The organism is Serratia sp. NA_112.1 (genome assembly GCF_052691715.1).
Genome location: NZ_JBQZFO010000002.1, coordinates 604,132 through 629,275, shown reverse-complemented (window position 1 = coordinate 629,275; position 25,144 = coordinate 604,132). Strand labels below are relative to the sequence as shown.

The window sequence follows — 25,144 nt, the reverse complement described above, 5'->3', positions numbered from 1 at the left end:
TGACTAACTGAGGTAAAAATAAGCATCTCAAATATATAAATTTCAAATACTATTTTGACCCAAGAGAATTATTCAGCACTGAGCATCAAGCGTAGCCTACCACCCGAGCCCCAAACCTGGCACTGCCAGGCAGCACAGTGCTGGCTGATTTGATTCATGTAGGTCGCCCCTAGCGTTCCCAGTGGCACACCGTTGCTCAGTTGAATTTGATTATCACCGGTATTTACATTGGCATGCAGGCCGGCGGAGACCAGGATCAGGTTTTTATATTCGGTGTGATAATAACCGACCAGCAGCGGAAATTGCCCTTCCAGCTTGCCTTGACGTAATAATTGATTAACCTGCTTTAACAATGCGGTCATTTGCGGTAGCCGATGACGCTGATTAGCTAAATGGTCTTGCAACAATCCATTAAATAATGCACGCAGCAGCAGGGCCGCCATTACGCCATTATCTCCTGCGCGGGTTACATCCAGACAATAGAACGCCAGGTCTTTATCCGACAGTGCCGCAATATCCAGCACCAATCCCGGGTTCTCGCTAGTGGTTAATTGCCGATAATTAATCCGGCAATTAGCCACGGTCTGCTGAACAGGGGGTTGTAACTGTTTGAGCAACTTCACCGCTTCGGAAGGATTTTTACTCAGCGCATCCCAGTCCTGGAACAGTTCCACCTCCTCAATGGCCGGAGAAGTGAACATATTGGGGTACAGACAGCCCAGCACCGCTTCACGTAAACGATTAAGGTCGGTCACCGGTTTTAGCAACACGTCCTGAACGCCTAACCGCAACATCTTGGCGATATCCGCCATTTTATCGGTAGCCGATATCACCAACACCGGAGTTTGCACACCTTGCAGCCGCAGATGTTCGACAAACTCAATCCCATCCATTTCCGGCATCGCTAGATCGCACAGGATTAAATCGGGATGCACATCATCCACCAGACTCAACGCCTGCAAACCATTAGGGGCCTCACTGGTTTCCGCCCCCAACGATTTCAAATAGCCAACAAGCACGGAACGAAAAACCAGTTCGTCCTCAACGACCAAAATGCGCTTGTGAGTCAATGGTAATGCCATCAGCCGAGCCTCTTCCCTTTTCATAGTGTAATAGTGGCTCAAAAAGACCTTTTATGCCTGTCGGAAATTGCTCCCATCGCAGGTTATACAGTCAAGAACCGTAAATTATTTGTTTTTTATCAAGGGCAACAGTTTATCCAGCTGTTTTTCAACTGCCAGCCTGCCGGCTTCAATCGCCTCTTCGGCGCGATGGAAATCCAACGTTGAAATCTGCGGACAATAGGGTTGTATCAGCACATCCGGCGGATCGCCTGCCATGCGGTTGCGTTTCAATCGATTTTCCAGTACCTGAATAGAGGTTCCCATAATTTCCATCGCCGTTGGCGTGAAATTAGGTTTTCTGGTGGTCATTTTGCTGATGCGTTCCCTTAATCGTCCTCGCCAGTTACGGGCAGGGAGATCTTTTGCCGCCTCCATATCAGGACTGCGTACCGAGAACAAATCCTGTTGCATCAGATGGGCATCGTGTTGCAAGTCAACGGCAATAACAATGTCGGCCCCCAACGCCCGTGTCAATGAGATAGGTACCGGATTCACCACGGCGCCGTCCACCAGCCAATAACCGTCAAACCACACCGGCGCCAACAGGCCGGGCATGCTGCACGACGCTCGCACCGCCTGATGAATGTCACCTTCGGTCAGCCACAGTTCCCGTCCGGTACTCAGATTGGTCGCCACGGCACCAAACTTCAATGAACACTCGGCGATGTCATCAATTTTCAACAACTGCCCTACTGCATTAAATACCCGCTCACCACGCAGCAGCCCACCGCGTTGCCAGGACAAATCCATCAAACGGATCACATCCCAATAACTGAATGAACGCACCCAGGTTTCCATGGCTGGCAGACGATGGCTGGCAAAAGCAGCCCCCACCAATGCGCCAACCGAACAACCGGCTACTATCTCGACTTCAACACCCAACCTCTTTAGTGCATTGATTACGCCAATATGTGCCCAGCCTTTAGCCGCCCCTGCCCCCAATGCCAATCCAACCTTGATTTTCCGCATAATTACCGCCTTTTCGGTGAATTGTTTCGATCCTGTCGTCAGCGTAGATTGTCAGGGTCGAATGATGTTAGGTAACATATGCGCTAAATCACTTTCGGCATCGGCCCGTTCATTTCGTTCCGGCCATTTTAGGAGTCACCTTGCCCGAATTATGCCCCTGCGGTAGCGGACTGGAGTATAGCGCATGCTGCGAACCCTACGTTAACGGCACTCAAACGCCGGCCACACCCGGACAATTAATGCGTTCACGCTTTAGCGCTTACGTAAAACACAATGTGGACTATCTGATTGCTACCTGGCATCCCGACTGTCATGCATCGGAATGGCGTAACGCGATCGTCGACAGTTTCAAGCATACCGAATGGCTGGGTCTGACGGTGGTTGAAGAAAAACAGGGCCATGAGGCCGGGGAAGGTTTTGTCGAGTTCATTGCCCGATTCGTCGACGGCAACACCGGTCAGCACCAGGCGATGCACGAGCGTTCACGCTTCCTTCAGCTTGACCAACGCTGGTATTATATTGACGGAACCAAACCCCAACCCGGCAGAAATGCAATTTGTCCCTGCGGCTCAGGGAAAAAATATAAAAAATGCTGCGGACGCTAGCCGAGGCTCAAAGTAACCAAAAGACTTCAAGCGGCTCACTATCGAGTCGCCGCTTGAAGATATAGATGATAAAAACTCTCGCCTGCAAAGACAGGACGTTCAGTATCAGACAGGATCCTCACTCCCATGCCACACCAAAATGTACAAAGAAAAGTTTTGCGCACCATTTGTCCTGATGCCAAAGGACTGATCGCCAAGATCACCAATATTTGTTACAAGCATGAACTCAACATTGTTCAGAACAATGAATTCGTTGATCACCGCACCGGCCGCTTCTTTATGCGTACCGAACTGGAAGGCATTTTTAACGATACTACCTTGCTGGCGGATCTCGACAGTGCACTGCCGGTGGGTTCCGTTCGCGAACTGCATAACTCTGGCCGTCGTCGTATTGTGGTGTTGGTGACCAAAGAAGCGCATTGCCTTGGCGACTTGCTGATGAAAAGCGCCTACGGCGGTCTTGATGTGGAGATTGCGGCAGTTATCGGTAACCACGATACGCTGCAAACGCTGGTAGAGCGTTTTGATATCCCGTTCCATCTGGTCAGCCATGAAGGCCTGACACGCGATCAACACGATCAGAAAATGATGGCCCAGATCGATCAGTATCAGCCGGATTACGTAGTGCTGGCCAAATACATGCGCGTGCTGACACCAGCATTCGTACAGCACTATCCAAACCAGGTGATCAATATCCACCACTCGTTCCTGCCGGCCTTTATCGGTGCACGCCCTTACCACCAGGCTTACGAACGTGGGGTGAAAATCATCGGCGCTACTGCCCATTACGTTAACGATAATCTGGACGAAGGCCCAATCATCATGCAGGACGTGATTCATGTTGATCACACCTATTCGGCTGAAGATATGATGCGTGCCGGGAGAGACGTCGAGAAAAATGCACTTAGCCGGGCGCTGTATCATGTGTTGGCACAACGGGTATTTGTCTACGGCAACCGGACGGTTATCCTGTAATTGCTCAATAAAGCGGTGCCTTTCGTTCAGGGATGCGCCGCCACGAGTAAAAAATCGGCAAACGATTCATTTTCTGCATTTCAATGCTTTACACGCTCGTTTCATTTGATATGATGCGCCCCGCTTACCGAGACAGACGTTTCGCAAGCAAGGCCAGTGGTGGGGTTCCCGAGCGGCCAAAGGGAGCAGACTGTAAATCTGCCGTCACAGACTTCGAAGGTTCGAATCCTTCCCCCACCACCATCTTCTCTCTGTTGATGAAAGCACAGCGAAAGCTGAAACTACATAAAACACTGAGGGGGAGGATGAGAAGCTTCGCCAAGGTTCGAGTCTCACGCAGTGAGACAACGCGCTTTAGCGCGGCCCGCAGGGTGAGGAGCGAAGTGACGAATAATCCTTCCCCCACCACCATCTTCTCTCTGCAACGAGTGAAGACGCAGTAAAGGAACCGGCCAGGTTTCTTCCGGATAAAACCGGAACTACAATTTGTAAAACCATGAATACCATGGTGGGGTTCCCGAGCGGCCAAAGGGAGCAGACTGTAAATCTGCCGTCACAGACTTCGAAGGTTCGAATCCTTCCCCCACCACCATCCTTGTATACCCCCCAGAATCAAAACAAACCTGACAGCATCAACATCACTCCTTACCGGGAGGGATGAGAAGCTTCGACAAGGTTCGAGTCTCACGCAGTGAGACAACGCGCTTCAGCGCGGCCCGCAGGGGGAGTCGCACAGCGACGAATAATCCTTCCCCCACCACCATCCTTGCATACTCCCGAGAATCAAAACAAACCTGACAGCATTCCATCACTCTCTCAGTTCATCATTTATCAATTGTCTTAACCATTCAGCGCATCCTCAACTTGAACTCCGGTCAACTATTCGCTATACCACTGACTTCTTTAATGCAGTAAGGAAGAAGTGCATGCGTAACAATATCTGCGTTTTTTGTGGTGCCAGCGAAGGCGTTAACCCTGCTTATGCCGAGAACGCGCGGCAATTGGGGCAAACGCTTGCTACTCAGGGCCGACGCCTCATCTATGGTGGCGGCAAAAAAGGGTTGATGGGCATCGTGGCTGATGCCGTGCTTGCCGCAGGTGGTGAGGCCGTGGGCATTATTCCCGAGCGGTTGGTAGAAGCAGAAACCGCACATCGTGGCCTGACTGAACTGGAAGTGGTTCCGGACATGCACACCCGTAAGGCGCGCATGGCGGCTCTGGCAGATGGTTTTATTGCGCTGCCCGGCGGCATAGGTACCCTTGAGGAACTGTTTGAAATCTGGACCTGGGGTCAGATCGGTTATCACAGTAAACCGGTTGGCTTGCTGGACGTGAACGGGTTCTATCGCCCGCTAAACAGCTTCCTGCTGCACGTCGCCGATCAGGGCTTTATGCGCCATGACTATCTGGGCACCATGCACATCAGTGAGTCTGCGCAAACCTTACTGCAACAATTTGACGACTATCAGCCCAAGACTTACGACCGCTGGGCAAAATAATTCAGCTTGCCGCCGGCGGCCTGATGCCGCTGGCCTGCGTTACATTTCTGGTCAAACTCTGCTACTATCTCAACTCATTTTTCTTGTAAAAACGGCACCGCTCATGAAGTTTGTCTCTTTTAATATCAATGGACTGCGTGCGCGTCCGCACCAACTGGCCGCGATCATCGAACAGCACCAGCCCGACGTGATCGGCCTGCAGGAAACGAAAGTTCACGATGACATGTTCCCGCTGGAAGAAGTCAGCCAGCATGGCTATCACGTGTTCTATCATGGTCAAAAAGGTCACTATGGCGTGGCGCTGCTAACCAAAGAAAAGCCGCTTGCCGTGCGCCGTGGTTTCCCTACCGATGATGAAGACGCACAGCGCCGCATCATTATGGCCGATCTGGCGACGCCACGAGGCACTTTGACGGTGATCAATGGCTACTTCCCGCAAGGGGAAAGCCGTGACCATCCGATCAAATTCCCCGCCAAGACACGCTTCTACCAGGATTTGCAAAACTACCTGGAGCAGCAAATGTCGGTGGACTCACCGGTACTGGTGATGGGTGACGTGAATATCAGTCCAACCGATTACGATATCGGCATCGGCGAGGAAAGCCGTAAACGCTGGCTACGTACCGGTAAGTGCTCCTTCCTGCCGGAGGAGCGCGAATGGATGGATCGCCTGATGAACTGGGGCCTGGTCGATACCTACCGCCAGGCTAACCCGGAACGTAACGATCAATTCTCATGGTTCGACTACCGTTCACGTGGTTTCGATGAAAACCGGGGTCTGCGTATCGATCTGCTATTGGCCAGCACGCCATTGGCCGCACGCTGCACCGCCACCGGCATCGATTATCAGATCCGCGGGATGGAAAAACCGTCGGATCACGCGCCAGTTTGGGCGGAATTCTCGCTGTAATTGCCCCAACCCCGGCCATTGCCGGGGTTTCGCTATGTGGTTCCTATGAAAATTATCGATGTCGTCGCCGCCATCATTGAAAGAAATGGCCAGATTCTTTTGGCACAGCGTAATGCTGACAGCGATCAGGCCGGACTGTGGGAGTTTCCCGGTGGCAAGGTTGAAGCAGGTGAGAGCCAGCCACAGGCACTGGCGCGTGAACTGGACGAAGAGTTGGGAATCGTGGCCAGGGTTGGCCGCTATGTCGCCAGCAACCAGTGGCAGCAAAGTGAGCGCGTCATCCGACTCCATGCCTGGCAGGTTGAAACCTTTAGCGGCGAATTACAAAACCGCTGCCATTCTGATTTTATCTGGTTGGCACCGGAGCAGGCATTTGACTACCCCCTGGCTCCGGCGGATGTACCACTATTAACCGCCTATATTAGCGCACTGCGGGCGCAAGGCTGAGTTACAGCGTCACTTCTTCAGACGCACCCAGACTAACGGATTAGTCCCCACCACATTGGGGTCGCGTACGCACTGCAACGCTTCCCCTTCCACCTTGAGTACCGCCCCTTCAGAATAGTTTTGATCCTGATAGATGCAACAACGACTGCAAGATTGTGCTATCGGTTGAGCCGCAGCGTTTTTTGCCGCACCCCAGATCTCCGGCGACACCGGCACCACCACATCGACATCGCCACGGTTGGCCATCGCCGTAGTGCAAAACAGCAGTGCGCTACCGGCCAGCAACAGTAAGCCGTGATTCATTCGCTCTTCTCCCGCGCCTTACCGGCGCTTTTCTTGCGTTTTTTCGTCCCGGCGGAAGGTGAAGGCGGCAACCCGCGAAATGCCATACTCGCCCGGCTCTGCTTGGCCTGATAGATCAGTTCCTGCAGAGTACCTACCAGAGGTTGCATAAAGTCCTGATAACGGCAGGATTTCTCACTGATTTGCGTCAGCGTGGCTTCCCAGTTGGCGGTCATATCAGGACGGGCAGCAATATCCGGCAGCGAATGGATCAACGCCCGGCCGGTTTCACTGGAGTGAATATAACGCCCTTTCTTATACAAAAATGCCCGCTTGAACAGCAACTCAATGATACCCGCGCGCGTGGCCTCGGTCCCTAAACCATCGGTCGCCCGCAGGATTTTCTTTAACGCTTTATCCTGAACAAAACGCGCAATCCCGGTCATGGCGGAAAGCAGGCTGGCATCAGTAAACGGACGTGGCGGTTGGGTCTGGCGTTCTACCACCTCACCACGTTCACAAAGTAGCTCGTCATCCTTCGCCACTACCGGCAACGGAGCGCCTTCGTTTTCTTCATCGCGCTCTTTACTGCCAAGCAGCGTTCGCCATCCTGCCTCAGCAAGAAAACGTGCCTTGGCGATAAACTTGCCGCCGGCGATATCCAGCTCAATCACGCATTTGCGGAACATGGCATCTGGGCAGAACTGCATCAGGTACTGCCGTGCAACCAAGCCATAAACGTTCAGTTCATCCTGGCTGAGGCTGACCTTACTGGCACGGGCAGTAGGAATAATGGCGTGGTGGGCATCCACCTTCTTGTCGTCCCAGCACCGGTTACGACGATCGCTGTCGATCACCGACTGCGGATACAGATCCGGCTGATGAACACTGATGGCGTTCAACACCGAATGCCGCCCGGCAAAATGCTCTTCCGGCAGGTAGCGGCAGTCGGAACGCGGATAGGTAATCAATTTATGGGTTTCGTACAGCCGCTGGCACACCTCCAGCACCTGCTGCGCACTCAGGTTAAAGCGCTTGGAAGCCTCAATCTGTAAGGTCGACAATGAAAACGGCAAGGGGGCGGTATCTGATTCCCGTTTATCATTATAAGAGGTGACCAGCGCCGGCTGACCCTCGATGCGCTTGAGCACGTGTTCTGCCAGCGATCGGTGCAGCAAGCGCCCTTCTTCGTCCTGATAAGGCTCGCAGGAGTCACTCGGTTGCCACAGGGCGACAAAACGCTCGTCTTTGGGCGTCACTATGTGCGCTTTGACTTCGAAGAAGTCCTTCGAGACAAAATTTTCAATATCTTCGTCACGCCTGACTACCAACCCCAACACCGGCGTTTGCACCCGGCCCACCGACAACACACCATCATAACCGGCATTACGCCCCAGAATGGTGTAGGCGCGGGTCATGTTGATACCATACAGCCAGTCTGCGCGGGAACGCGCCAGGGCGGAGACACAAAGTGGGATAAAGTCGCGGTTGTCACGCAGCCTTTCGATAGCGCGCTCCACCGCCTGCGGGTTGAGATCGTTGATCAGGCAACGGCGGACGCTATGACGTTTTTCCGGCGATAAGGCCAAATAGTCCAGCACCTCGTCCACCAGCAATTGGCCTTCCCTGTCCGGGTCACCGGCATGCACCACTTCATCGGCCTCATGCAACAGCTTTTTAATGGCATTAAGCTGTTTGCTGACAGAAGGCCGTGGCTGCAACTGCCACTTTTCAGGGATGATCGGCAAATCCGCCAGCGACCAGCGCGCATAACGACTGTCGTAGGCATCCGGCTGCGCCTGTTCTAACAAGTGGCCCACACACCAGGTCACCACATCATTGTTACCGCAGGCGATAAACCCGTCGCCGCGGCGATGCGGCTTGGGAAGTACGTCGGCAATGGCGCGAGCCAAACTCGGTTTCTCGGCAATAAACAGTCGCATTATTCACCGTTATTCTGGCTGTACGTCATCAGGAATTCTCTTACTTCAGCATAATTCCCGCGGAACACAATCCGCTGGGATTTCTTTTCCAATTGATAGTGATACATCGGATCGTAGTAGTGCTGCAACAACGGCACCAGCCACTGCTGATGCTCGTCACTATTTCCACTGGCCTGCTGATACTGCAGTGCCCGTTCCAGGTGCTGCGTCAGCAGTTGGAAACGCTCCAGCCCCAGGCGGCGGCGAATGGCAAACAGACCGTGATGCAGATATTCATCGTACTTTTGCCAGCCAAGCTGCGCACCGTAGGCGTGTTCAAACTCAATACGCATCCGATCGATATATTCGTGCTGCAGCCGTGCCAGACGCACCTCAAAAGGATCGTCTATCACCGCCACCGGTGCCTGCTGCATTCGGTTGAAGATCGGTAATGGCAGATTGTTGCTGCCGATAATGCGCCCTTCATCTTCCAGCACCCAGCGGCGGCAGCCACCATGCTGTTTTTTCAGCAATAACACAGCCAGACGATTCTCAAAATCAATCTGGCCGCTTTGACTCACCAACGTTCGGCCAAAAGATGACCCGCGGTGGTGCGCCGCACCTTCCAGATCAACGCCGTCGGCCAGCTCATTGACCAGCAGAGTTTTACCGCTGCCGGTATTGCCGCCAATCAGCACCATCGGCAGTTCGGCGCTCTGCTCCAGCGTGATGAGCAGAAAATTGCGCAGGGCCTTGTAACCGCCGGTGATGCGCGGATAGGCGACGCCGGCCTCACGCAGCCACTGTTGCACCAGTTGCGAACGCAAACCGCCGCGGAAACAGTAAATATAGCCTTCCGGCCATTGGGCACATTGCGCCAGCCAGGCCGCCGTGCGTTGCTCACGCAATCGGCCATTGACCAGACTATGCCCGAGCGCAATCGCTGCTTGCTGCCCTTGCTGTTTGTAACAGGTGCCAACCGCCTGCCGCTCATCGTCGTTCATTAACGGCAGATTGATGGCATTGGCGAAAGCCCCCTGCTGAAACTCAACCGGTGCACGCACGTCAATCAGCGGGATATCCTGCAAAAAAATACGGCGATAGTCCTGGCTGTCTTCCCGTTCCCTGGTAGCTAACACTAGACAACCTCGATCAACGGCTTGCCCGGCACGACCGCATGCAGTTCACCGATAGCCTGGAGTTGAATGCCGTGGCGCTCGGCAATCGCCTGCACCTGCTGCTCCGCTTCAGGCAGTACTGCCAGTAGCAAGCCGCCGGAGGTCTGCGGATCGCACAGCAATTGGCGCTGCAGGTCGGTCATTTCACCAACCAGATGGCCGTAACTCTCAAAGTTGCGCCCGGTACCGCCGGGTACGCAGCCTTCGGCAATATAACGCTCGATGTCAGGCAGTTTAGGGACCTGATCAAACCATAGCGTCGCCTGCAGCCCTGAACCCTGGCAAACTTCGCTCAGATGGCCCAGCAGACCGAAGCCGGTGACATCGGTCATCGCCGTCACACCTTCGACTTCGGCAAAATCCGTGCCCGGTTTATTCAGTTGGCACATCACTTCGGTCGCCAGGCCTTCATGCTCTGGCAACAATTTGCTTTTCTTCTCGGCGGTGGTCAGCACGCCAATGCCCAACGGCTTGGTCAGGTACAATTTGGCACCGGCCTGTGCCGCGCTGTTTTTCTTTACCCGTTCGGTATTGACGATGCCAGTCACTGCCAGGCCAAAAATAGGTTCCGGCGCATCAATAGAATGGCCCCCCGCCAGGGCGATACCCGCCTGCTGGCAAGCATAACGCCCACCGTCGATCACCTGCTGCGCCACTTCCGCCGGCAGCGTGGCAATCGGCCAGCCCAGAATGGCAATCGCCATGATTGGTTTCCCCCCCATGGCATACACGTCGCTGATGGCGTTGGTGGCGGCGATGCGACCGAAATCGAACGGGTTATCGACGATCGGCATAAAGAAGTCGGTGGTACTGATAATGCCCACGCCGTTGCCGATATCATACACCGCCGCATCGTCACGGGTTTCATTACCGACCAGCAAGCGCGGATCGACAAATTTCTCCCGCTCGCTGTGCAGAATAGTTTCGAGAACTTTCGGTGAGATTTTACAACCGCAGCCGGCGCCATGGCTGTACTGGGTTAAACGGATCGCTGGCGATGTCATATACCACTCCCTTCGGTTAACGGCATTCAAGATATCATAGGGTAGCGCTTGCCGACGGGATTGGTAAGAGCGGGCTGCCGATAACCGAACAGCCTGCTCATAAACAACACAGAATGGTGGGATTTAGCACATTTTTGCCGCAATCCCGCCGGTGGGATCAGAAATAGCTGACGAAAGGCGTGCTGTCTGGGGCGATCACTTTGGTAGAAGCTTTTAACTGTGGGGTACCCAAATACAGGAAACCGACAATTTCGTCCTGCTCGCGACAGCCAAAGGCTTCACGAACCAGTGGGTGCTCGGTCCAAGCGCCGGTGCGCCAAATACCGTTGAAGCCCTGCGCCAGTGCAGCCATCTGCATCGCCTGAACCGCACAACCGGCAGAAACCACCTGTTCCCAGCGCGGAACCTTGGTTTCTTCGGTGCAATGGGCTACCACGGTGATAATCAGCGGGGCGCGGAATGGCGCTTTTGTCGCCTTTTCTAACGCGGCTTCATCCATTTCGTCCTGCTTTGCAGCAGCTTGTAACAATTGGCTAAAACGCTCCAGACCCTGGTTTTCGATCATCACAAAACGCCATGGCTGCAAGGCACCATGATCGGGCGCTCGCAGGCCCGCGCTGATGATATTCTGACGCGCCTCACCCGTCGGCGCAGGGGCCACGAGGCGTGACGCAGAGCGGCGATTCAGTAAAAGTTCCAGTGCATCCATCGTAAACTCCTGATAACAATTTTCATTCAAATCACGGTAACATAGCTAAACGGCGAGTGACAGCCTCGGCATTAGCCTCTGTGACCCACTATTTAAAGCTGACATTTCTTTGGCCGCTCATTAGGATAGCGGAACATTCTCGACTCTTGCTGGAGAGCACATGCGCACATTGTGGCAAATCATTGCCGGCGTTTTCAGGTGGACATGGCGTCTGCTGAACTTTATCAGGGAACTGATCCTCAATTTGTTCCTGGTGTTGTTGATCCTGGTTGGGGTTGGCATCTATCTTTCATTCCAGAGTGCTACCACCCCTGCCGTCCCTACCCGCGGTGCGTTGCTGGTTGACCTGAGCGGCGTGGTGGTTGACCAACCGTCGATGAACAACAAGGTTCGCCAATGGGGTCGTGAACTGTTGGGCGCTTCCAGCAACCGCCTGCAGGAAAACTCCCTGTTTGACTTGGTTGACAGCATCCGCAAAGCCAAAGACGACAAAAACATTACCGGCATGGTATTGCAGTTGAATGACTTTGCCGGTGCCGATCAGCCTTCGCTGCAGTACATCGGCAAGGCGCTGCGTGAATTCCGTGACAGTGGCAAACCGATCTTTGCCATTGGCGACAGCTATAACCAGACACAATATTATCTGGCCAGCTACGCCAACAAGGTTTACCTGTCACCTCAGGGTGCGGTCGACCTGCACGGTTTCGCCACCAACAACCTTTACTACAAATCTTTGTTGGAAAAACTCAAGGTCACCACCAACATCTTCCGCGTCGGTACCTATAAATCCGCCGTGGAACCCTTGATCCGTGACGATATGTCACCGGCCGCCCGTGAGGCAGACAGCCGCTGGATTGGCGGATTGTGGCAGAACTATCTGGATACCATAGCGGCTAACCGCCAGATCACGGCGCAACAGCTGTTCCCAGGGGCCGCAGGCGTGCTGAGCGGTATGCAGGCTGCTGGGGGGGATACGGCGAAGTATGCGCTGGATAACAAACTGGTCGATGAACTAGCGTCGCGCACCGTTATCGAAAACCAACTGATCAAGACTTTCGGTTGGGACAAACAGGCCAATGATTTCAACGCTACCAGTATCTACGACTACCAGCCGAAGCCGACGACGGATCAAGGCGGTAAAATCGCCGTGATCTTCGCTAACGGCGCGATCATGGACGGCCCGCAAACACCAGGCACCGTTGGCGGCGATACCACTGCCGCAGAACTGCGTCAGGCGCGACTGGATCCGGCTATCAAGGCGGTGATTTTCCGGGTCAACAGCCCAGGGGGCAGCGTCAGTGCCTCGGAAGTGATCCGCTCCGAGTTGGCCGCGGTACGTGCCGCCGGCAAACCTGTGGTGGTTTCCATGGGTAGCATGGCGGCCTCAGGCGGCTATTGGGTCTCTACACCGGCGGATTACATCATCGCCAGCCCAAGCACCCTCACCGGTTCCATTGGCATCTTCGGGGTGATTAACACCTACGAGCAGACGCTGGACAGCATCGGCGTACATACCGACGGTGTGGCAACCTCGCCGCTGGCGGATCTGGCGGTCACCAAGGCACTGCCACCTGAGTTCTCGCAGATGATGCAGTTGAACATCGAGAAAGGTTATCAAAACTTTATCGACCTGGTCGCCAAGTCGCGCAAAATGACACCGCAGCAGGTTGATCAGATTGCTCAGGGTCACGTATGGCTGGGCAGCGACGCCAAGACCAATGGTCTGGTCGATCAGTTGGGTGACTTCGACGACGCGGTGAAGAAAGCCGCCGAACTGGCGCAATTGAAACAGTGGCAGCTTAACTGGTTTGTCGATACGCCAAGCCTGACCGACATGGTGCTCAGCCAATTTGGCGTTTCCATTCACGCCATGCTGCCAGCAGCCATCCAGTCGATGCTGCCTGCACCCTTGGCATCAGTGGCCATGGCGGTCAAAGAGCAGCCAGGTTTGTTCAATAACCTGAACGACCCGCAAAACCGCTATGCCATCTGTTTGACCTGCGGAGAAGTCCGCTAACAAATTAATCCTCAGCCCGGCACCCGTCGGGCTTTTTTTCTGCGTTTATCCCCCTATAATTCAGCCCATCTTATTTCTGTTAAAACAATCACTATGAAAAAGAAATCGATTTACGTCGCCTACACTGGCGGGACCATCGGTATGCAGCGTTCTGAGCACGGCTATATTCCAGTCTCTGGCCACCTGCAACGACAACTGGCCCTGATGCCGGAATTCCACCGGCCGGAAATGCCGGACTTCACCATTCATGAATATGCGCCGCTGATCGACTCCTCTGACATGACGCCGGAAGACTGGCAGCATATCGCCGACGATATCAAACTGAACTATGACCGCTATGACGGCTTCGTGATCCTGCACGGTACCGACACCATGGCGTTCACCGCCTCGGCGCTTTCGTTCATGCTGGAAAACCTGGCCAAGCCGGTGATTGTTACCGGTTCTCAGATCCCACTGGCGGAACTGCGCTCCGATGGCCAGACCAACCTGCTGAACGCGCTATATCTGGCGGCCAACCATCCAGTGAATGAAGTCAGCCTGTTCTTCAATAACAAACTGTTCCGCGGCAACCGTACCACCAAGGCGCATGCTGACGGTTTCGACGCCTTTGCTTCACCCAATCTGCCGCCGTTGCTGGAGGCCGGTATTCATATTCGCCGCCAGAACGGCATCGACAGCCCGGTTTGCACTGGCGAACTCAAGGTGCATGACATTACGCCGCAACCGATCGGTGTGGTGACCATTTACCCAGGTATCTCCGGCGCGGTAGTGCGCAATTTCCTGCTGCAGCCGGTGAAAGCCTTGATCCTGCGCTCTTACGGCGTAGGCAACGCACCGCAAAAAGCAGAGCTGGTGGATGAATTGCGCGATGCCTCTGAACGCGGCATTGTGGTGGTAAACCTTACGCAGTGCATCTCCGGGCGTGTCAATATGGAAGGCTACGCCACCGGTAATGCGCTGGCCCATGCCGGCGTCATCAGTGGGTTTGATATGACGGTCGAGGCCGCATTGACCAAGCTGCATTACCTGCTGAGCCAACCTCTGACGCCAGAACAAATCCGCAGCCAGATGCAACAGGATCTGCGCGGCGAGTTAAGCATTAACGGTTAACCCATACACCACGGAGTCGCAATGAAAACAGCCCTGTTGCTTATCGATTTGCAAAACGACTTTTGCCCCGGCGGCGCATTGGCGGTGACCGAAGGTGATGCCGTTATTAGCGTTGCCAATCAGGCCATAGCGGCCTGCAACGCACGCGGTGAACCGGTGGTCGCCAGCCAGGACTGGCACCCCGCCAATCACCGCAGCTTTGCGGTAAACGCCAACGCGCCGGTGGGCACCCTGGGTGAGCTGGAAGGGTTGCCGCAGGTTTGGTGGCCGGTGCACTGCGTACAGGAAAGCCAGGGCGCTGAGTTTCATCGGCAATTGCACCAACGGGAGATTATCGCAGTGTTCCGTAAAGGGCAAAATACGGCTATCGACAGCTACAGCGCCTTCTTCGACAACGGTCACCGCTCGCACACTGAGTTAGACAGCTGGCTGAAAGCGCAGAACATTAGCCATCTGGCGATTATGGGGTTAGCAACCGACTACTGCGTAAAATTCAGCGTTCTGGATGCGCTGGAGCTTGGCTACAAAACTACGGTGATTACCGACGGCTGCCGCGGGGTTAATTTGCAGCCTGGCGACAGTCAGGAAGCCCTTCGGGTAATGCAACAGGCCGGGGCACAATTAGTTACCCTGTCACAGTTCATCGACCGCTGATGCCATTGGGCGCTTTTTGCGCCCTTTCCTTCCTCTGGCCCAAATCTCGACATCGCTCACATTCCAACCATTCTCCTGTGATTACATCTTGTTCGCGTGCGGTACTTTTGCTGTTATGACCGCTGATGCATTGGCATCAGTAAGTTATACGCATCCGGGGCCCATTGAGCCCGGCTTTATGTTACCGCCTCAGGCGGTTTCGGTCGGCTTTGCCGACCAAAGGAGATGACATGGTATTAACACGTAAACTGCTGCCTTTACTGGTAGCGGTGCAGCTTGGTATGGCTGGTGCCGGCATGGCTCATGCCGCCTCTTACCTTTCCGTCGGTTATTTCAACGGCGGCGGTGATGTTACCGCCGGTCCTGGCGGCGATATCAACAAGCTCGACGTCACACAAATTACCCACCTCAATTATTCTTTCGGTCTTATCTACAACGACGAGAAACAGGAAACCAACCCGGCGTTAAAAGATCCGTCCCGCCTGCACCAAATTTATCTGTCACCCAAGGTGAAGGCAGATTTGCAACTGTTGCCGATACTGCGTAAACAGAACCCGGAGCTGAGAGTATTGCTGTCCGTCGGTGGTTGGGGCGCGCGCGGGTTCTCCGGCGCGGCCGCCACAGCGGAAAGCCGGGCGGTGTTTATCCGCTCGGTGCAGCAGGTCATCAAGCAATATCATTTGGACGGCATCGATCTCGACTGGGAATACCCGGTTAATGGTGCCTGGGGGCTGGTTGAAAGCCAACCGGCGGATCGTGCCAACTTCACGCTGTTGCTGGCGGAACTGCATAAAGCGCTGGATAAAGGCAAGTTGCTGACCATCGCCGTCGGGGCCAACGTGAAAAGCCCGCAGGAATGGGTTGATGTTAAAGGCATTGCGCCCTATCTCGACTACATCAACCTGATGACTTACGACATGGCGTACGGCACCCAATACTTCAACTCCAATCTGTATGACTCCAAACAGTGGCCAACCGTCGCCGCTGCCGATCGTTACAGCGCCAATTTTGTGGTGGATAACTATCTGGCCGCCGGGTTAAAGCCGGCTCAGTTGAACCTGGGGATTGGTTTCTATGGCCGGGTGCCAAAACGGGCGACCGAGCCGGGCATCGATTGGGACAAAGCGGACGCGGCCAAAAACCCGGTCTCCCAGCCCTACTTCACCGCACGCGAAACGGCCGTGTTCAAGGCTATGGGGTTGGATCTGACCAAGGACAGCTATTTCAAATACAACGATATCGTCAGCAAGCTGCTAAACGATCCACAACAGCGTTTCACCGCCCATTGGGACAATGACGCCCAGGTGCCCTACCTGACTATGAAATCCGCCGAGGGCAAACCGCTGTTCGCTATTTCCTACGAAAATCCGCGTTCGGTTGAACTCAAGGCTGACTACATCAAAAGCAAGGGATTGGGCGGTGCGATGTTCTGGGAATATGGCGCTGACGACAATAACCGCCTGGCGCATCAACTGGCGGAATCACTGGGGATTAACGGCGCGAAACGGTAATTCAACGGGCGATGCGAGCATCGCCCAGCTGTCAAATTTACTGTGGCTTTAACTTGACCAGCGGTTCAGCAATGAACTGCTGTTTCAGCTCCTGCTTACTCTTCATCACTATCTGCCCGTCAGTGCCAATACTCATGTGCTGCGGGTCAGCGTTGTGTAATGACTGCCACAGCATCACCGCTTGCAGACTGTTTTCTTTCTGCTCCGGCGTCAGCGCCACACCGTCCGGCCACTTGCCCAACTCAACGGCCAGTACCAGTCGCTGATAGATTTCCGGCGTCATGGCGGCAATCAGATCTTTTACGTCCATCAGAGCATCTCCTCACTCGTGGAAGAATAATTAGCTGAATCGATTTTTCTCACTGAATAATCCGTCAGCCGGCCGTTTTTTCGCCATTCTCACCGTCGGTAAAGCTCAGCGACGCGGAGTTAACGCAAAAACGCTCGCCGGTAGGCTGTGGCCCATCGGGGAAGACATGCCCCAGGTGGGCGTCGCAATGCCCACAGCGGATCTCAACGCGATGCATATTATGCGTATTATCATCAAGATAACGAATAGCATCGTCGGAAACCGGCTGATAGAAACTTGGCCAGCCGCAACCGGAGTCATACTTGCTGTCGGAGTAAAACAGCGGATGGTTGCAGCACAGGCAATGGTACACGCCCTCACGTTTGTTGTGCAGCAATTTGCCGGAATACGGCGCTTCGGTACCACGTTCCTGAGTCACATAACGTTGGATTTCATTCAGTTCCGTGGCCGGATGCTCAGGGGGTGTCTTTTTAGCCATTTGTGCGTTTCTCTGAATGTGGATAATGTCAACGAAAACAATGAGTAATAATAACAAAAAATTAACAACACTGCAGCGCTTTTTGGCCTAAACTGTAGCCCATAAAGGTCACGCCACGATGATATGTGATGCCGATCACATATCTTGCACGGGCTGACTTTATACTTAGCGGTTTGACCCCATATAACGGATGAGGCCGAACGCAAACGGAATGTGCAATAAGCACTCAAACCCGGCTTCCAGGTTTGATTTGCAGCAAGAATTGACACGATTCCGCTTGACGCTTGGTAAGGTTTTTGTAATTTTACAGGCAACCTTTTATTCACTAACAAATAGCTGGTGGAATATATGACTATCAAAGTAGGTATCAACGGTTTTGGCCGTATCGGTCGCATTGTTTTTCGTGCTGCTCAAGAACGTTCTGACATCGAAATCGTTGCAATCAACGACCTGTTAGACGCAGAGTACATGGCTTACATGCTGAAATATGACTCTACTCACGGCCGCTTCAACGGCACTGTAGAAGTTAAAGACGGCCACCTGGTTGTTAACGGTAAAACCATCCGTTGTACCTCAGAAAGAGATCCGGCTAACCTGAAGTGGAACGAAGTCAACGTTGACGTCGTTGCTGAAGCAACTGGCTTGTTCCTGACTGACGAAACTGCACGTAAACACATTGCTGCAGGCGCTAAGAAAGTTGTTCTGACTGGCCCATCCAAAGACGACACCCCAATGTTCGTTATGGGTGTTAACCACAAATCTTACGCTGGTCAGGAAATCGTTTCTAACGCTTCTTGTACTACCAACTGCTTGGCACCACTGGCTAAAGTTATCAACGACAAGTTCGGTATCGTTGAAGCTCTGATGACCACTGTGCATGCAACTACCGCAACTCAGAAAACTGTTGATGGCCCGTCTCACAAAGACTGGCGCGGCGGCCGCGGCGCATCCCAGAACATCATCCCTTCTTCTACCGGTGCTGCGAAAGCAGTAGGTAAAGTTATCCCAGAACTGAACGGCAAACTGACCGGTATGGCGTTCCGCGTTCCAACTCCGAACGTGTCTGTGGTTGACCTGACTGCTCGCTTGGCAAAACCAGCTTCTTACAAAGAAATCTGTGCTGCTATCAAAGCGGCTTCTGAAGGCGAGCTGAAAGGCGTTCTGGGCTACACCGAAGACGAAGTAGTTTCTACCGATTTCAACGGCGAAACTCTGACTTCCGTATTCGATGCCAAAGCCGGTATCGCTCTGAGCGACACCTTCGTGAAACTGGTTTCTTGGTACGACAACGAAACTGGCTATTCCAACAAGGTTCTGGATCTGATCGCTCACATCTCCAAATAATGGATTGATGTTAAGCTGATGATGAGGGTGACATTTTTGTCGCCCTTTTTTTGTTTCTACGGCGTACAAAAGGCAACCCGATGAACGAAAAGATTTTCACCCTACCCGTTACCGAACAAATTTCCCCTTTTATCAGTCAGCGCAAGCTCGACGAACTGCCTGTCGTAGTGGTTTCCCATCCGAAAGTACGCGCAGCTATCTCACTTCAAGGTGCGCATCTGTTGGCCTGGCAACCTAGCGGTGAAAAACCGGTTATTTGGCTGAGCAACAATACACCGTTTAAAAAAGGCAATGCCATCCGTGGCGGCGTGCCTGTCTGCTGGCCCTGGTTTGGCCCAGTGGCAAAACCTTCTCACGGTTTCGCACGCAATCAGCCGTGGACTCTGACGGCGCATGATGAAGACGACAACGGCGTTATTCTGACCTTCACGCTGAAAGACAACGAGCAGACCCGCAGCCTGTGGCCACATGCCTTCACGCTGATCGCCCGTTTCAAACTGGGTGAGGAATGTGAAATCGAGCTGGAATCCCACGGTGACTATCAAGCGACCGCAGCCCTGCACACTTACTTCCAGATTGGTGATATTGCGCAGGTCAAGGTAGCGGGTCTCGGCGAACCTTACATTGATAAAGTGGCCGCCGGCGCACAGGCTCGTCAGGTGGGTGACGTGACCTTCGTCGGTCAGACCGACCGGGTTTATACCCAACCGGACGCCTTCAGCCTGATCAAGGATGCATCATTAAAGCGCACCATTGAGGTTCATCACCATCATATGAGTGACGTTATTGCCTGGAACCCCGGCGTGGAGCTTTCTTGCAGCATGGCGGATATGCCGAATGACGGTTATAAAACCATGGTTTGTGTGGAAACCGGTCGCGTAAGTAAGCCCCTGGTGGCAGCCGGTGAACAGCCGGCTCGACTGGCCGTGTCCTTCCGTATTCGTAACAACGCCTGATCCCGTTAAGGGCGGCAAACATCGCCGCCCAGTAACTGCGCACTACAGATGTGCAAAAGGGGCGCTAGCGCCCCTTCAGACTGATGACAAACCTCATTCCTGCCCAGAGCGAGTAGAGGCCGATAAATAAAAATCAGGAAAATCAATTCATTGATTTTCGGCTGCTCACCACAAAGCAGGAAAAACCACGCTTTTTCCTGCTTTGTCAGCAACATAAAGGGGCGCTAGCGCCCCTTTATGATACATACATTGCCCGATACTGGTGCAACCCTCGATTAGAAGGTGTATTTCACACCCGTCATCAACACCCCGGTGTAAGATTTATCCACCATTGGGCTGTCTTTTACTTCGCTGGACAGGCTGATATAACGCCCGAGGAAGAATGCGTCCCAGTCTTTGTTAATCTTATAGTTGGCACTCAGCTCAACATAAGGTGCCCAGCTATCGCTCGGCGTGTAGCTGTCCAGGCCGCTGCGGCGGGACTCGTTTTCGCTGATGCCATAGTAGTATTTGTTCTGGTTCTTGCTGCTCCACGTCACACCCGCACCAGGTACCAGGGTGATATCGCCCAGATCAAATTTGTACAGATAGGCGAAATCACCCACCATACCGTTGCTGTAGTCTAACGTATCACCGGTAAAGGTGGTACGCAGAATGCCCCACTCAGCAAAATGCGAATAGGCCAGACCGGCCATCAGCGTACCGCGACGCTTGTTCAACTGCTTCATACGGTCGTCGTCGCTGTCACCCGGACGATAGCCCAGCGGTGAAAAGTAGCCCATCAGACTCAGTTGGTTTTGCTGATCTTTCCACAGGTAATAACCAGCGGTCAACGTACGGAAGTAGAAGTCGTCACCTTCATAGTTAATGACGGGTACCGGATACACGCGCTCCTGATAGCCACGATACGGATCCGGGCTAACCAGCGCGGAAGCACCGAGTGACCAAGTTCCTGCCTGAGCACTTTGCGCACAAACCATTGCGGAAGCGATAATTGCTAGCGTTTTGAGTTTAAAAATCTTCACTGGTTCTTTTTCCATAAATAACAGAGTTAATTGCGTGCTTAGTTTATGTGAGAATTTCGTGACGCGCTGAATCTTTACAATAGAAAACGGCCAAGATCGAATAACTTAGAACCTAAATATGAATTAATCATGGCAGAACCATGACGTTTTTTGCCGCAGGCCGCGCCAGACAAGGCATTTGGTTATCCCTGTAATAACTGAGTCATTGATATGACTTAAAAAAAGCTTTTTACCACACAGGAAATTTTCTGGTATGCAAACTAAGCTTAAATCAGAAGATGAGTAAATCCTGAGCCAGTGGCAATACAGCGCAACTCGCGATAATAAGCGCACCAAGTTGGCATACGAGTTGCTGTACTCAGGGATAACGTCTTCTTTCGGGAGCCAAAACACTATCACCAGCTCCCTTTAACCTGTGCTAATAACGAAAGGACGGGCATCGCCATGAACATATTTGACCACTATCGCCAGCGCTACGAAGCTGCCAAGGACGAAGAGTTCACACTGCAGGACTTTCTTACCATTTGCCGGCAAGATCGCAGTGCATATGCCAATGCGGCCGAACGTCTGCTGATGGCTATCGGTGAACCAGTAATGGTCGACACTGCGCTTGAGTCACGCATGTCTCGCCTGTTCTCCAACCGCGTGATCGCACGCTATCCGGCATTCGAAGAGTTCTACGGCATGGAGGAAGCTATCGAGCAGATAGTCTCTTACCTGAAACATGCCGCGCAGGGCCTCGAAGAGAAGAAACAAATCCTTTACCTGTTGGGCCCGGTGGGCGGCGGGAAATCATCGCTGGCGGAACGCCTGAAAGCGCTGATGCAGCTGGTGCCGATTTACACCCTGAGCGCCAACGGTGAACGCAGCCCGGTTAACGACCACCCGCTGTGCCTGTTCAACCCGCAGGAAGATGCCAATATTCTGGAAAAAGAATATAACATCCCGAATCGCTACCTCGGTACTATCATGTCGCCGTGGGCGGCCAAACGCCTGCATGAGTTTGGCGGCGATATCACCAAATTCAAAGTAGTCAAAGTACGCCCTTCTATTCTGGAACAGATTGCCATCGCCAAAACCGAACCGGGCGATGAGAACAACCAGGATATCTCTGCGCTGGTCGGTAAGGTCGATATCCGCAAGCTGGAGAATCACGCGCAAAACGATCCGGACGCCTATGGTTATTCCGGTGCGCTGTGCCGCGCCAACCAGGGGATAATGGAGTTCGTAGAGATGTTTAAAGCGCCAATCAAGGTGCTGCACCCTCTGCTGACCGCCACCCAGGAAGGTAACTACAACGGGACAGAGGGGATTTCCGCTCTGCCGTTCAGCGGCATTATCCTGGCTCACTCCAACGAATCAGAATGGGTGACTTTCCGTAACAACAAAAACAACGAGGCTTTCCTCGACCGTGTTTACATTGTCAAAGTGCCTTACTGCCTGCGGGTTTCGGAAGAGATAAAAATCTACGACAAGCTGCTGGATCACAGTGAGCTGACCCATGCGCCATGCGCCCCTGGTACTCTGGAAACGCTGGCCCGCTTTACCGTGCTCTCTCGCATGAAAGAGCCGGAAAACTCGAGCATTTACTCGAAAATGCGCGTTTATGACGGTGAAAGCCTGAAGGACACCGATCCCAAAGCCAAGTCGTATCAGGAATACCGTGACTATGCCGGGGTCGATGAAGGCATGAACGGCCTGTCTACCCGTTTCGCGTTTAAAATTCTCTCAAGGGTGTTCAACTTCGATCACGCAGAGGTCGCCGCTAACCCGGTACACCTGTTCTACGTGCTGGAACAGCAGATCGAACGTGAGCAGTTCCCTCAGGATCAATCAGAGAAATATCTGGAACACCTGAAAGGCTACCTGATCCCGAAATACGCCGAGTTTATCGGCAAAGAGATCCAGACGGCTTATCTGGAATCTTACTCAGAATACGGGCAGAACATTTTTGACCGCTACGTGACCTATGCAGATTTCTGGATCCAGGATCAAGAGTACCGTGATCCAGACACCGGCCAACTGTTCGATCGCGAATCTCTGAACGCCGAACTGGAAAAAATCGAGAAGCCGGCCGGCATCAGCAACCCGAAAGATTTCCGCAACGAAATAGTCAACTTCGTGCTGCGCGCGCGGGCTAATAACAGTGGCCGCAACCCTAACTGGACCAGCTATGAGAAGCTGCGTACCGTGATCGAGAAGAAAATGTTCTCGAACACCGAAGAGTTGCTGCCGGTCATTTCGTTTAACGCTAAAACCTCAACGGACGAGCAGAAGAAACACGACGACTTCGTCGATCGCATGATGGAAAAAGGCTACACCCGCAAACAAGTTCGCTTGCTGTGTGAATGGTATCTGCGGGTCAGAAAGTCTTCATAACGTCTAATGAGAATTAGCGTCATGGAGATGGCGTAGAAAGTTGGCAGCGTCGTTTGGGGGAAGTATGGCTTATTTTATTGACCGACGGCTGAACGGTAAAAACAAGAGCATGGTGAACCGCCAGCGCTTCTTGCGTCGTTACAAGTCGCAAATCAAACAGTCGATTGCCGAAGCCATCAACAAGCGTTCGGTCACCGACGTAGACAGCGGGGAGTCAGTCTCGATCCCTACTGGCGATATCAACGAACCGATGTTCCATCAGGGTCGCGGTGGCACACGCCACCGCGTTCATCCCGGTAATGACCACTTTGTCCAGAATGACCGCGTTGAACGCCCACAGGGCGGCGGCGGCGGTGGTGGCGGCCAGGGTAACGCCAGCCAGGACGGCGAAGGCGAGGACGAATTCGTTTTCCAGATCTCCAAGGACGAATATCTCGACCTGCTGTTTGAGGATCTGGCGCTGCCAAACCTGAAAAAGAATCAGTACAAGCAGCTCACCGAGTACAAGACCCATAGAGCCGGTTACACTGCCAACGGCGTGCCGGCTAACATCAGCGTAGTACGTTCGCTGCAAAATTCACTGGCGAGACGAACCGCCATGACCGCCGGTAAACGGCGCGCCTTGCATGAGTTGGAAGACGAACTCACCCAGATGGAAAACACCGAACCGGTGCAACTGCTGGAAGAGGAACGGCTGCGGAAGGAAATTGCCGAGCTGCGCAAAAAAATCGAAAGCGTGCCTTTTATCGACACCTTCGACTTACGTTACAAGAACTATGAGCGTCGGCCCGAACCCTCCAGCCAGGCGGTGATGTTCTGCCTGATGGACGTTTCCGGCTCGATGGATCAGGCCACCAAAGACATGGCCAAACGTTTCTATATTCTGCTCTATCTGTTCCTAAGCAGAACCTATAAAAACGTCGACGTGGTGTACATCCGTCACCATACCCAGGCGAAGGAAGTGGATGAACAGGAGTTCTTCTACTCGCAGGAAACTGGCGGCACCATAGTTTCCAGCGCGCTGAAACTGATGAATGAAGTGGTTGAAGAGCGTTACGACCCGGCACAATGGAATATCTACGCCGCACAGGCGTCGGATGGCGACAACTGGGCCGATGACTCACCGCTGTGTCACGAACTGCTGGCGAAGAAGCTGCTGCCGATGGTGCGTTACTATAGCTACATTGAAATCACCCGCCGTGCCCATCAAACACTGTGGCGTGAGTATGAAGATCTGCAGGCGAAATTCGAAAATTTTGCCATGCAACATATCCGCGAGCCGGACGATATCTATCCGGTGTTCCGCGAGCTTTTTCACAAGCAGACAGCATAAATAACATCTTTACCCACGGCCGGTTAATCAGACTAATCGGCCGTTTTCTTTTATAAAGATGATCAAAACTGCCACTGGAAAGTTTTAACTCAGATTTACCTAACGCCGCTCTCAATTAAATCCCCCTCCAGCCTTCCCTGCCGCTCAGATAAAGCCGTAAGTTACTGTTCGTTTAATGGTTTTTTTCTCCTTAAGAGAACCTGAGGGGCAACAACTAAGGTAATTCCTAATTACGCTTCCCTAACGCAATGCTTATTGCGCGAATTAGGAAAATTCCTATTTAATGGGATGCCGAATTGCCATATCAGGTGAGTGCTATGGAATTACTTCCCGTTGCAATCATCGTCGTTTTGATCGCAGTTGTCGTATTTTCCTTTGTCACGTATTTGCGGCAAAAAAGGGG

General features: G+C 53.2%; 23 protein-coding genes, 2 tRNA genes and 2 other RNA genes. 17 read left to right on the top strand and 10 right to left on the bottom strand.

Annotated elements, in window-relative coordinates; translation table 11 throughout:
• Nucleotides 1–68: 68 nt before the first annotated feature.
• Both rssB and rssA read right to left on the bottom strand, forming a co-directional pair.
• The gene (gene rssB, locus ACUTQ5_RS07360; protein WP_445650699.1) at nucleotides 69–1,082 is read right to left on the bottom strand and encodes a two-component system response regulator RssB; all 1,014 of its coding nucleotides are present in this window, start codon (nucleotides 1,080–1,082) and stop codon (nucleotides 69–71) included.
• 105 nt (nucleotides 1,083–1,187) lie between these two features.
• Complete coding sequence (rssA, locus tag ACUTQ5_RS07355) at nucleotides 1,188–2,093, bottom strand: patatin-like phospholipase RssA (RefSeq protein ID WP_445650698.1); 906 nt, start codon at nucleotides 2,091–2,093, stop codon at nucleotides 1,188–1,190.
• 140 nt (nucleotides 2,094–2,233) lie between these two features.
• Here rssA and ACUTQ5_RS07350 point away from each other — a divergent pair, with 140 nt between their 5' ends.
• The 9 genes from ACUTQ5_RS07350 to ACUTQ5_RS07310 all read left to right on the top strand — a co-directional run bounded on the left by ACUTQ5_RS07350 (nucleotide 2,234) and on the right by ACUTQ5_RS07310 (nucleotide 6,529).
• A complete protein-coding gene (locus ACUTQ5_RS07350) occupies nucleotides 2,234–2,698 on the top strand; it encodes a YchJ family protein (RefSeq protein ID WP_445650697.1) in 465 nt (154 codons plus the stop codon).
• A gap of 126 nt (nucleotides 2,699–2,824) precedes the next feature.
• Nucleotides 2,825–3,673 (top strand): formyltetrahydrofolate deformylase, encoded by an 849-nt coding sequence (gene purU / locus ACUTQ5_RS07345; RefSeq protein WP_012145438.1) that lies wholly within the window; start codon nucleotides 2,825–2,827, stop codon nucleotides 3,671–3,673.
• Between the two features lie 158 nt (nucleotides 3,674–3,831).
• A tRNA-Tyr gene (locus ACUTQ5_RS07340) sits at nucleotides 3,832–3,916 on the top strand.
• A 41-nt stretch (nucleotides 3,917–3,957) separates the two neighbouring features.
• A non-coding RNA gene (locus ACUTQ5_RS07335) (RtT sRNA) lies at nucleotides 3,958–4,084 on the top strand.
• Between the two features lie 96 nt (nucleotides 4,085–4,180).
• Nucleotides 4,181–4,265, top strand: a tRNA-Tyr gene (locus ACUTQ5_RS07330).
• Nucleotides 4,266–4,309: 44 nt separating this feature from the next.
• Nucleotides 4,310–4,436: non-coding RNA, RtT sRNA (locus ACUTQ5_RS07325), on the top strand.
• A 163-nt stretch (nucleotides 4,437–4,599) separates the two neighbouring features.
• Nucleotides 4,600–5,172 (top strand): LOG family protein, encoded by a 573-nt coding sequence (locus tag ACUTQ5_RS07320; protein ID WP_445650696.1) that lies wholly within the window; start codon nucleotides 4,600–4,602, stop codon nucleotides 5,170–5,172.
• A gap of 103 nt (nucleotides 5,173–5,275) precedes the next feature.
• The gene (gene xthA / locus ACUTQ5_RS07315) at nucleotides 5,276–6,082 is read left to right on the top strand and encodes an exodeoxyribonuclease III (protein ID WP_445650695.1); all 807 of its coding nucleotides are present in this window, start codon (nucleotides 5,276–5,278) and stop codon (nucleotides 6,080–6,082) included.
• A gap of 45 nt (nucleotides 6,083–6,127) precedes the next feature.
• Complete coding sequence (locus tag ACUTQ5_RS07310) at nucleotides 6,128–6,529, top strand: pyrimidine (deoxy)nucleoside triphosphate diphosphatase (protein ID WP_445650694.1); 402 nt, start codon at nucleotides 6,128–6,130, stop codon at nucleotides 6,527–6,529.
• 9 nt (nucleotides 6,530–6,538) lie between these two features.
• Here the strand turns inward: ACUTQ5_RS07310 and ACUTQ5_RS07305 are convergent, their stop codons facing one another.
• The 5 genes from ACUTQ5_RS07305 to ACUTQ5_RS07285 form a co-directional block, all read right to left on the bottom strand.
• Nucleotides 6,539–6,832: a DUF1496 domain-containing protein gene (locus tag ACUTQ5_RS07305; RefSeq protein ID WP_445650693.1), complete on the bottom strand. Its 294-nt coding sequence runs from the start codon at nucleotides 6,830–6,832 to the stop codon at nucleotides 6,539–6,541.
• Complete coding sequence (locus ACUTQ5_RS07300) at nucleotides 6,829–8,754, bottom strand: DNA topoisomerase III (RefSeq protein ID WP_445650692.1); 1,926 nt, start codon at nucleotides 8,752–8,754, stop codon at nucleotides 6,829–6,831. The genes ACUTQ5_RS07305 and ACUTQ5_RS07300 overlap by 4 nt, the downstream gene beginning before the upstream one ends.
• Nucleotides 8,754–9,872 carry a tRNA 2-selenouridine(34) synthase MnmH gene (mnmH, locus tag ACUTQ5_RS07295; protein ID WP_445650691.1) on the bottom strand — a complete coding sequence of 373 codons (1,119 nt, stop codon included), beginning with the start codon at nucleotides 9,870–9,872 and terminating at the stop codon, nucleotides 8,754–8,756. Before mnmH ends, ACUTQ5_RS07300 begins: the two co-directional genes overlap by 1 nt.
• Nucleotides 9,872–10,915, bottom strand: coding sequence for a selenide, water dikinase SelD (gene selD, locus ACUTQ5_RS07290; protein WP_445650690.1), 1,044 nt, complete (start codon nucleotides 10,913–10,915; stop codon nucleotides 9,872–9,874). The genes mnmH and selD overlap by 1 nt, the downstream gene beginning before the upstream one ends.
• Before the next feature lie 157 nt (nucleotides 10,916–11,072).
• A complete protein-coding gene (locus ACUTQ5_RS07285) occupies nucleotides 11,073–11,624 on the bottom strand; it encodes an NAD(P)H nitroreductase (protein ID WP_445650689.1) in 552 nt (183 codons plus the stop codon).
• 160 nt (nucleotides 11,625–11,784) lie between these two features.
• On the opposite strand from ACUTQ5_RS07285, the gene sppA reads away from it, so the two are divergent.
• The 4 genes from sppA (at nucleotide 11,785) to ACUTQ5_RS07265 (ending at nucleotide 16,916) form a co-directional block, all read left to right on the top strand.
• Nucleotides 11,785–13,641: a signal peptide peptidase SppA gene (gene sppA / locus ACUTQ5_RS07280; RefSeq protein ID WP_445650688.1), complete on the top strand. Its 1,857-nt coding sequence runs from the start codon at nucleotides 11,785–11,787 to the stop codon at nucleotides 13,639–13,641.
• A 93-nt stretch (nucleotides 13,642–13,734) separates the two neighbouring features.
• Nucleotides 13,735–14,751, top strand: coding sequence for an asparaginase (ansA, locus tag ACUTQ5_RS07275; RefSeq protein ID WP_445650687.1), 1,017 nt, complete (start codon nucleotides 13,735–13,737; stop codon nucleotides 14,749–14,751).
• 21 nt (nucleotides 14,752–14,772) lie between these two features.
• Nucleotides 14,773–15,405: a bifunctional nicotinamidase/pyrazinamidase gene (pncA, locus tag ACUTQ5_RS07270; RefSeq protein WP_445650686.1), complete on the top strand. Its 633-nt coding sequence runs from the start codon at nucleotides 14,773–14,775 to the stop codon at nucleotides 15,403–15,405.
• Nucleotides 15,406–15,635: 230 nt separating this feature from the next.
• A complete protein-coding gene (locus ACUTQ5_RS07265) occupies nucleotides 15,636–16,916 on the top strand; it encodes a glycoside hydrolase family 18 protein (protein WP_445650685.1) in 1,281 nt (426 codons plus the stop codon).
• A gap of 37 nt (nucleotides 16,917–16,953) precedes the next feature.
• Here the strand turns inward: ACUTQ5_RS07265 and ACUTQ5_RS07260 are convergent, their stop codons facing one another.
• A complete protein-coding gene (locus ACUTQ5_RS07260; RefSeq protein ID WP_012145451.1) occupies nucleotides 16,954–17,226 on the bottom strand; it encodes a YeaC family protein in 273 nt (90 codons plus the stop codon).
• 64 nt (nucleotides 17,227–17,290) lie between these two features.
• On the bottom strand, nucleotides 17,291–17,704 hold the full coding sequence (gene msrB, locus ACUTQ5_RS07255) for a peptide-methionine (R)-S-oxide reductase MsrB (protein WP_445650684.1): 414 nt from the start codon (nucleotides 17,702–17,704) through the stop codon (nucleotides 17,291–17,293).
• A gap of 348 nt (nucleotides 17,705–18,052) precedes the next feature.
• Here msrB and gapA point away from each other — a divergent pair, with 348 nt between their 5' ends.
• Nucleotides 18,053–19,048 carry a glyceraldehyde-3-phosphate dehydrogenase gene (gene gapA, locus ACUTQ5_RS07250; protein WP_012145453.1) on the top strand — a complete coding sequence of 332 codons (996 nt, stop codon included), beginning with the start codon at nucleotides 18,053–18,055 and terminating at the stop codon, nucleotides 19,046–19,048.
• Between the two features lie 80 nt (nucleotides 19,049–19,128).
• Nucleotides 19,129–20,004 (top strand): D-hexose-6-phosphate mutarotase, encoded by an 876-nt coding sequence (locus tag ACUTQ5_RS07245; RefSeq protein WP_445650683.1) that lies wholly within the window; start codon nucleotides 19,129–19,131, stop codon nucleotides 20,002–20,004.
• A gap of 275 nt (nucleotides 20,005–20,279) precedes the next feature.
• Here ACUTQ5_RS07245 and ACUTQ5_RS07240 read toward each other — a convergent pair whose 3' ends face one another.
• Complete coding sequence (locus ACUTQ5_RS07240; RefSeq protein ID WP_445650682.1) at nucleotides 20,280–21,044, bottom strand: MipA/OmpV family protein; 765 nt, start codon at nucleotides 21,042–21,044, stop codon at nucleotides 20,280–20,282.
• Nucleotides 21,045–21,473: 429 nt separating this feature from the next.
• Between ACUTQ5_RS07240 and yeaG the strand changes: the two genes are divergently transcribed.
• Both yeaG and ACUTQ5_RS07230 read left to right on the top strand, forming a co-directional pair.
• The gene (gene yeaG, locus ACUTQ5_RS07235) at nucleotides 21,474–23,408 is read left to right on the top strand and encodes a protein kinase YeaG (protein ID WP_012145456.1); all 1,935 of its coding nucleotides are present in this window, start codon (nucleotides 21,474–21,476) and stop codon (nucleotides 23,406–23,408) included.
• Nucleotides 23,409–23,472: 64 nt separating this feature from the next.
• The gene (locus tag ACUTQ5_RS07230) at nucleotides 23,473–24,741 is read left to right on the top strand and encodes a YeaH/YhbH family protein (RefSeq protein ID WP_261093650.1); all 1,269 of its coding nucleotides are present in this window, start codon (nucleotides 23,473–23,475) and stop codon (nucleotides 24,739–24,741) included.
• The last annotated feature ends 403 nt before the right edge of the window (nucleotides 24,742–25,144 follow it).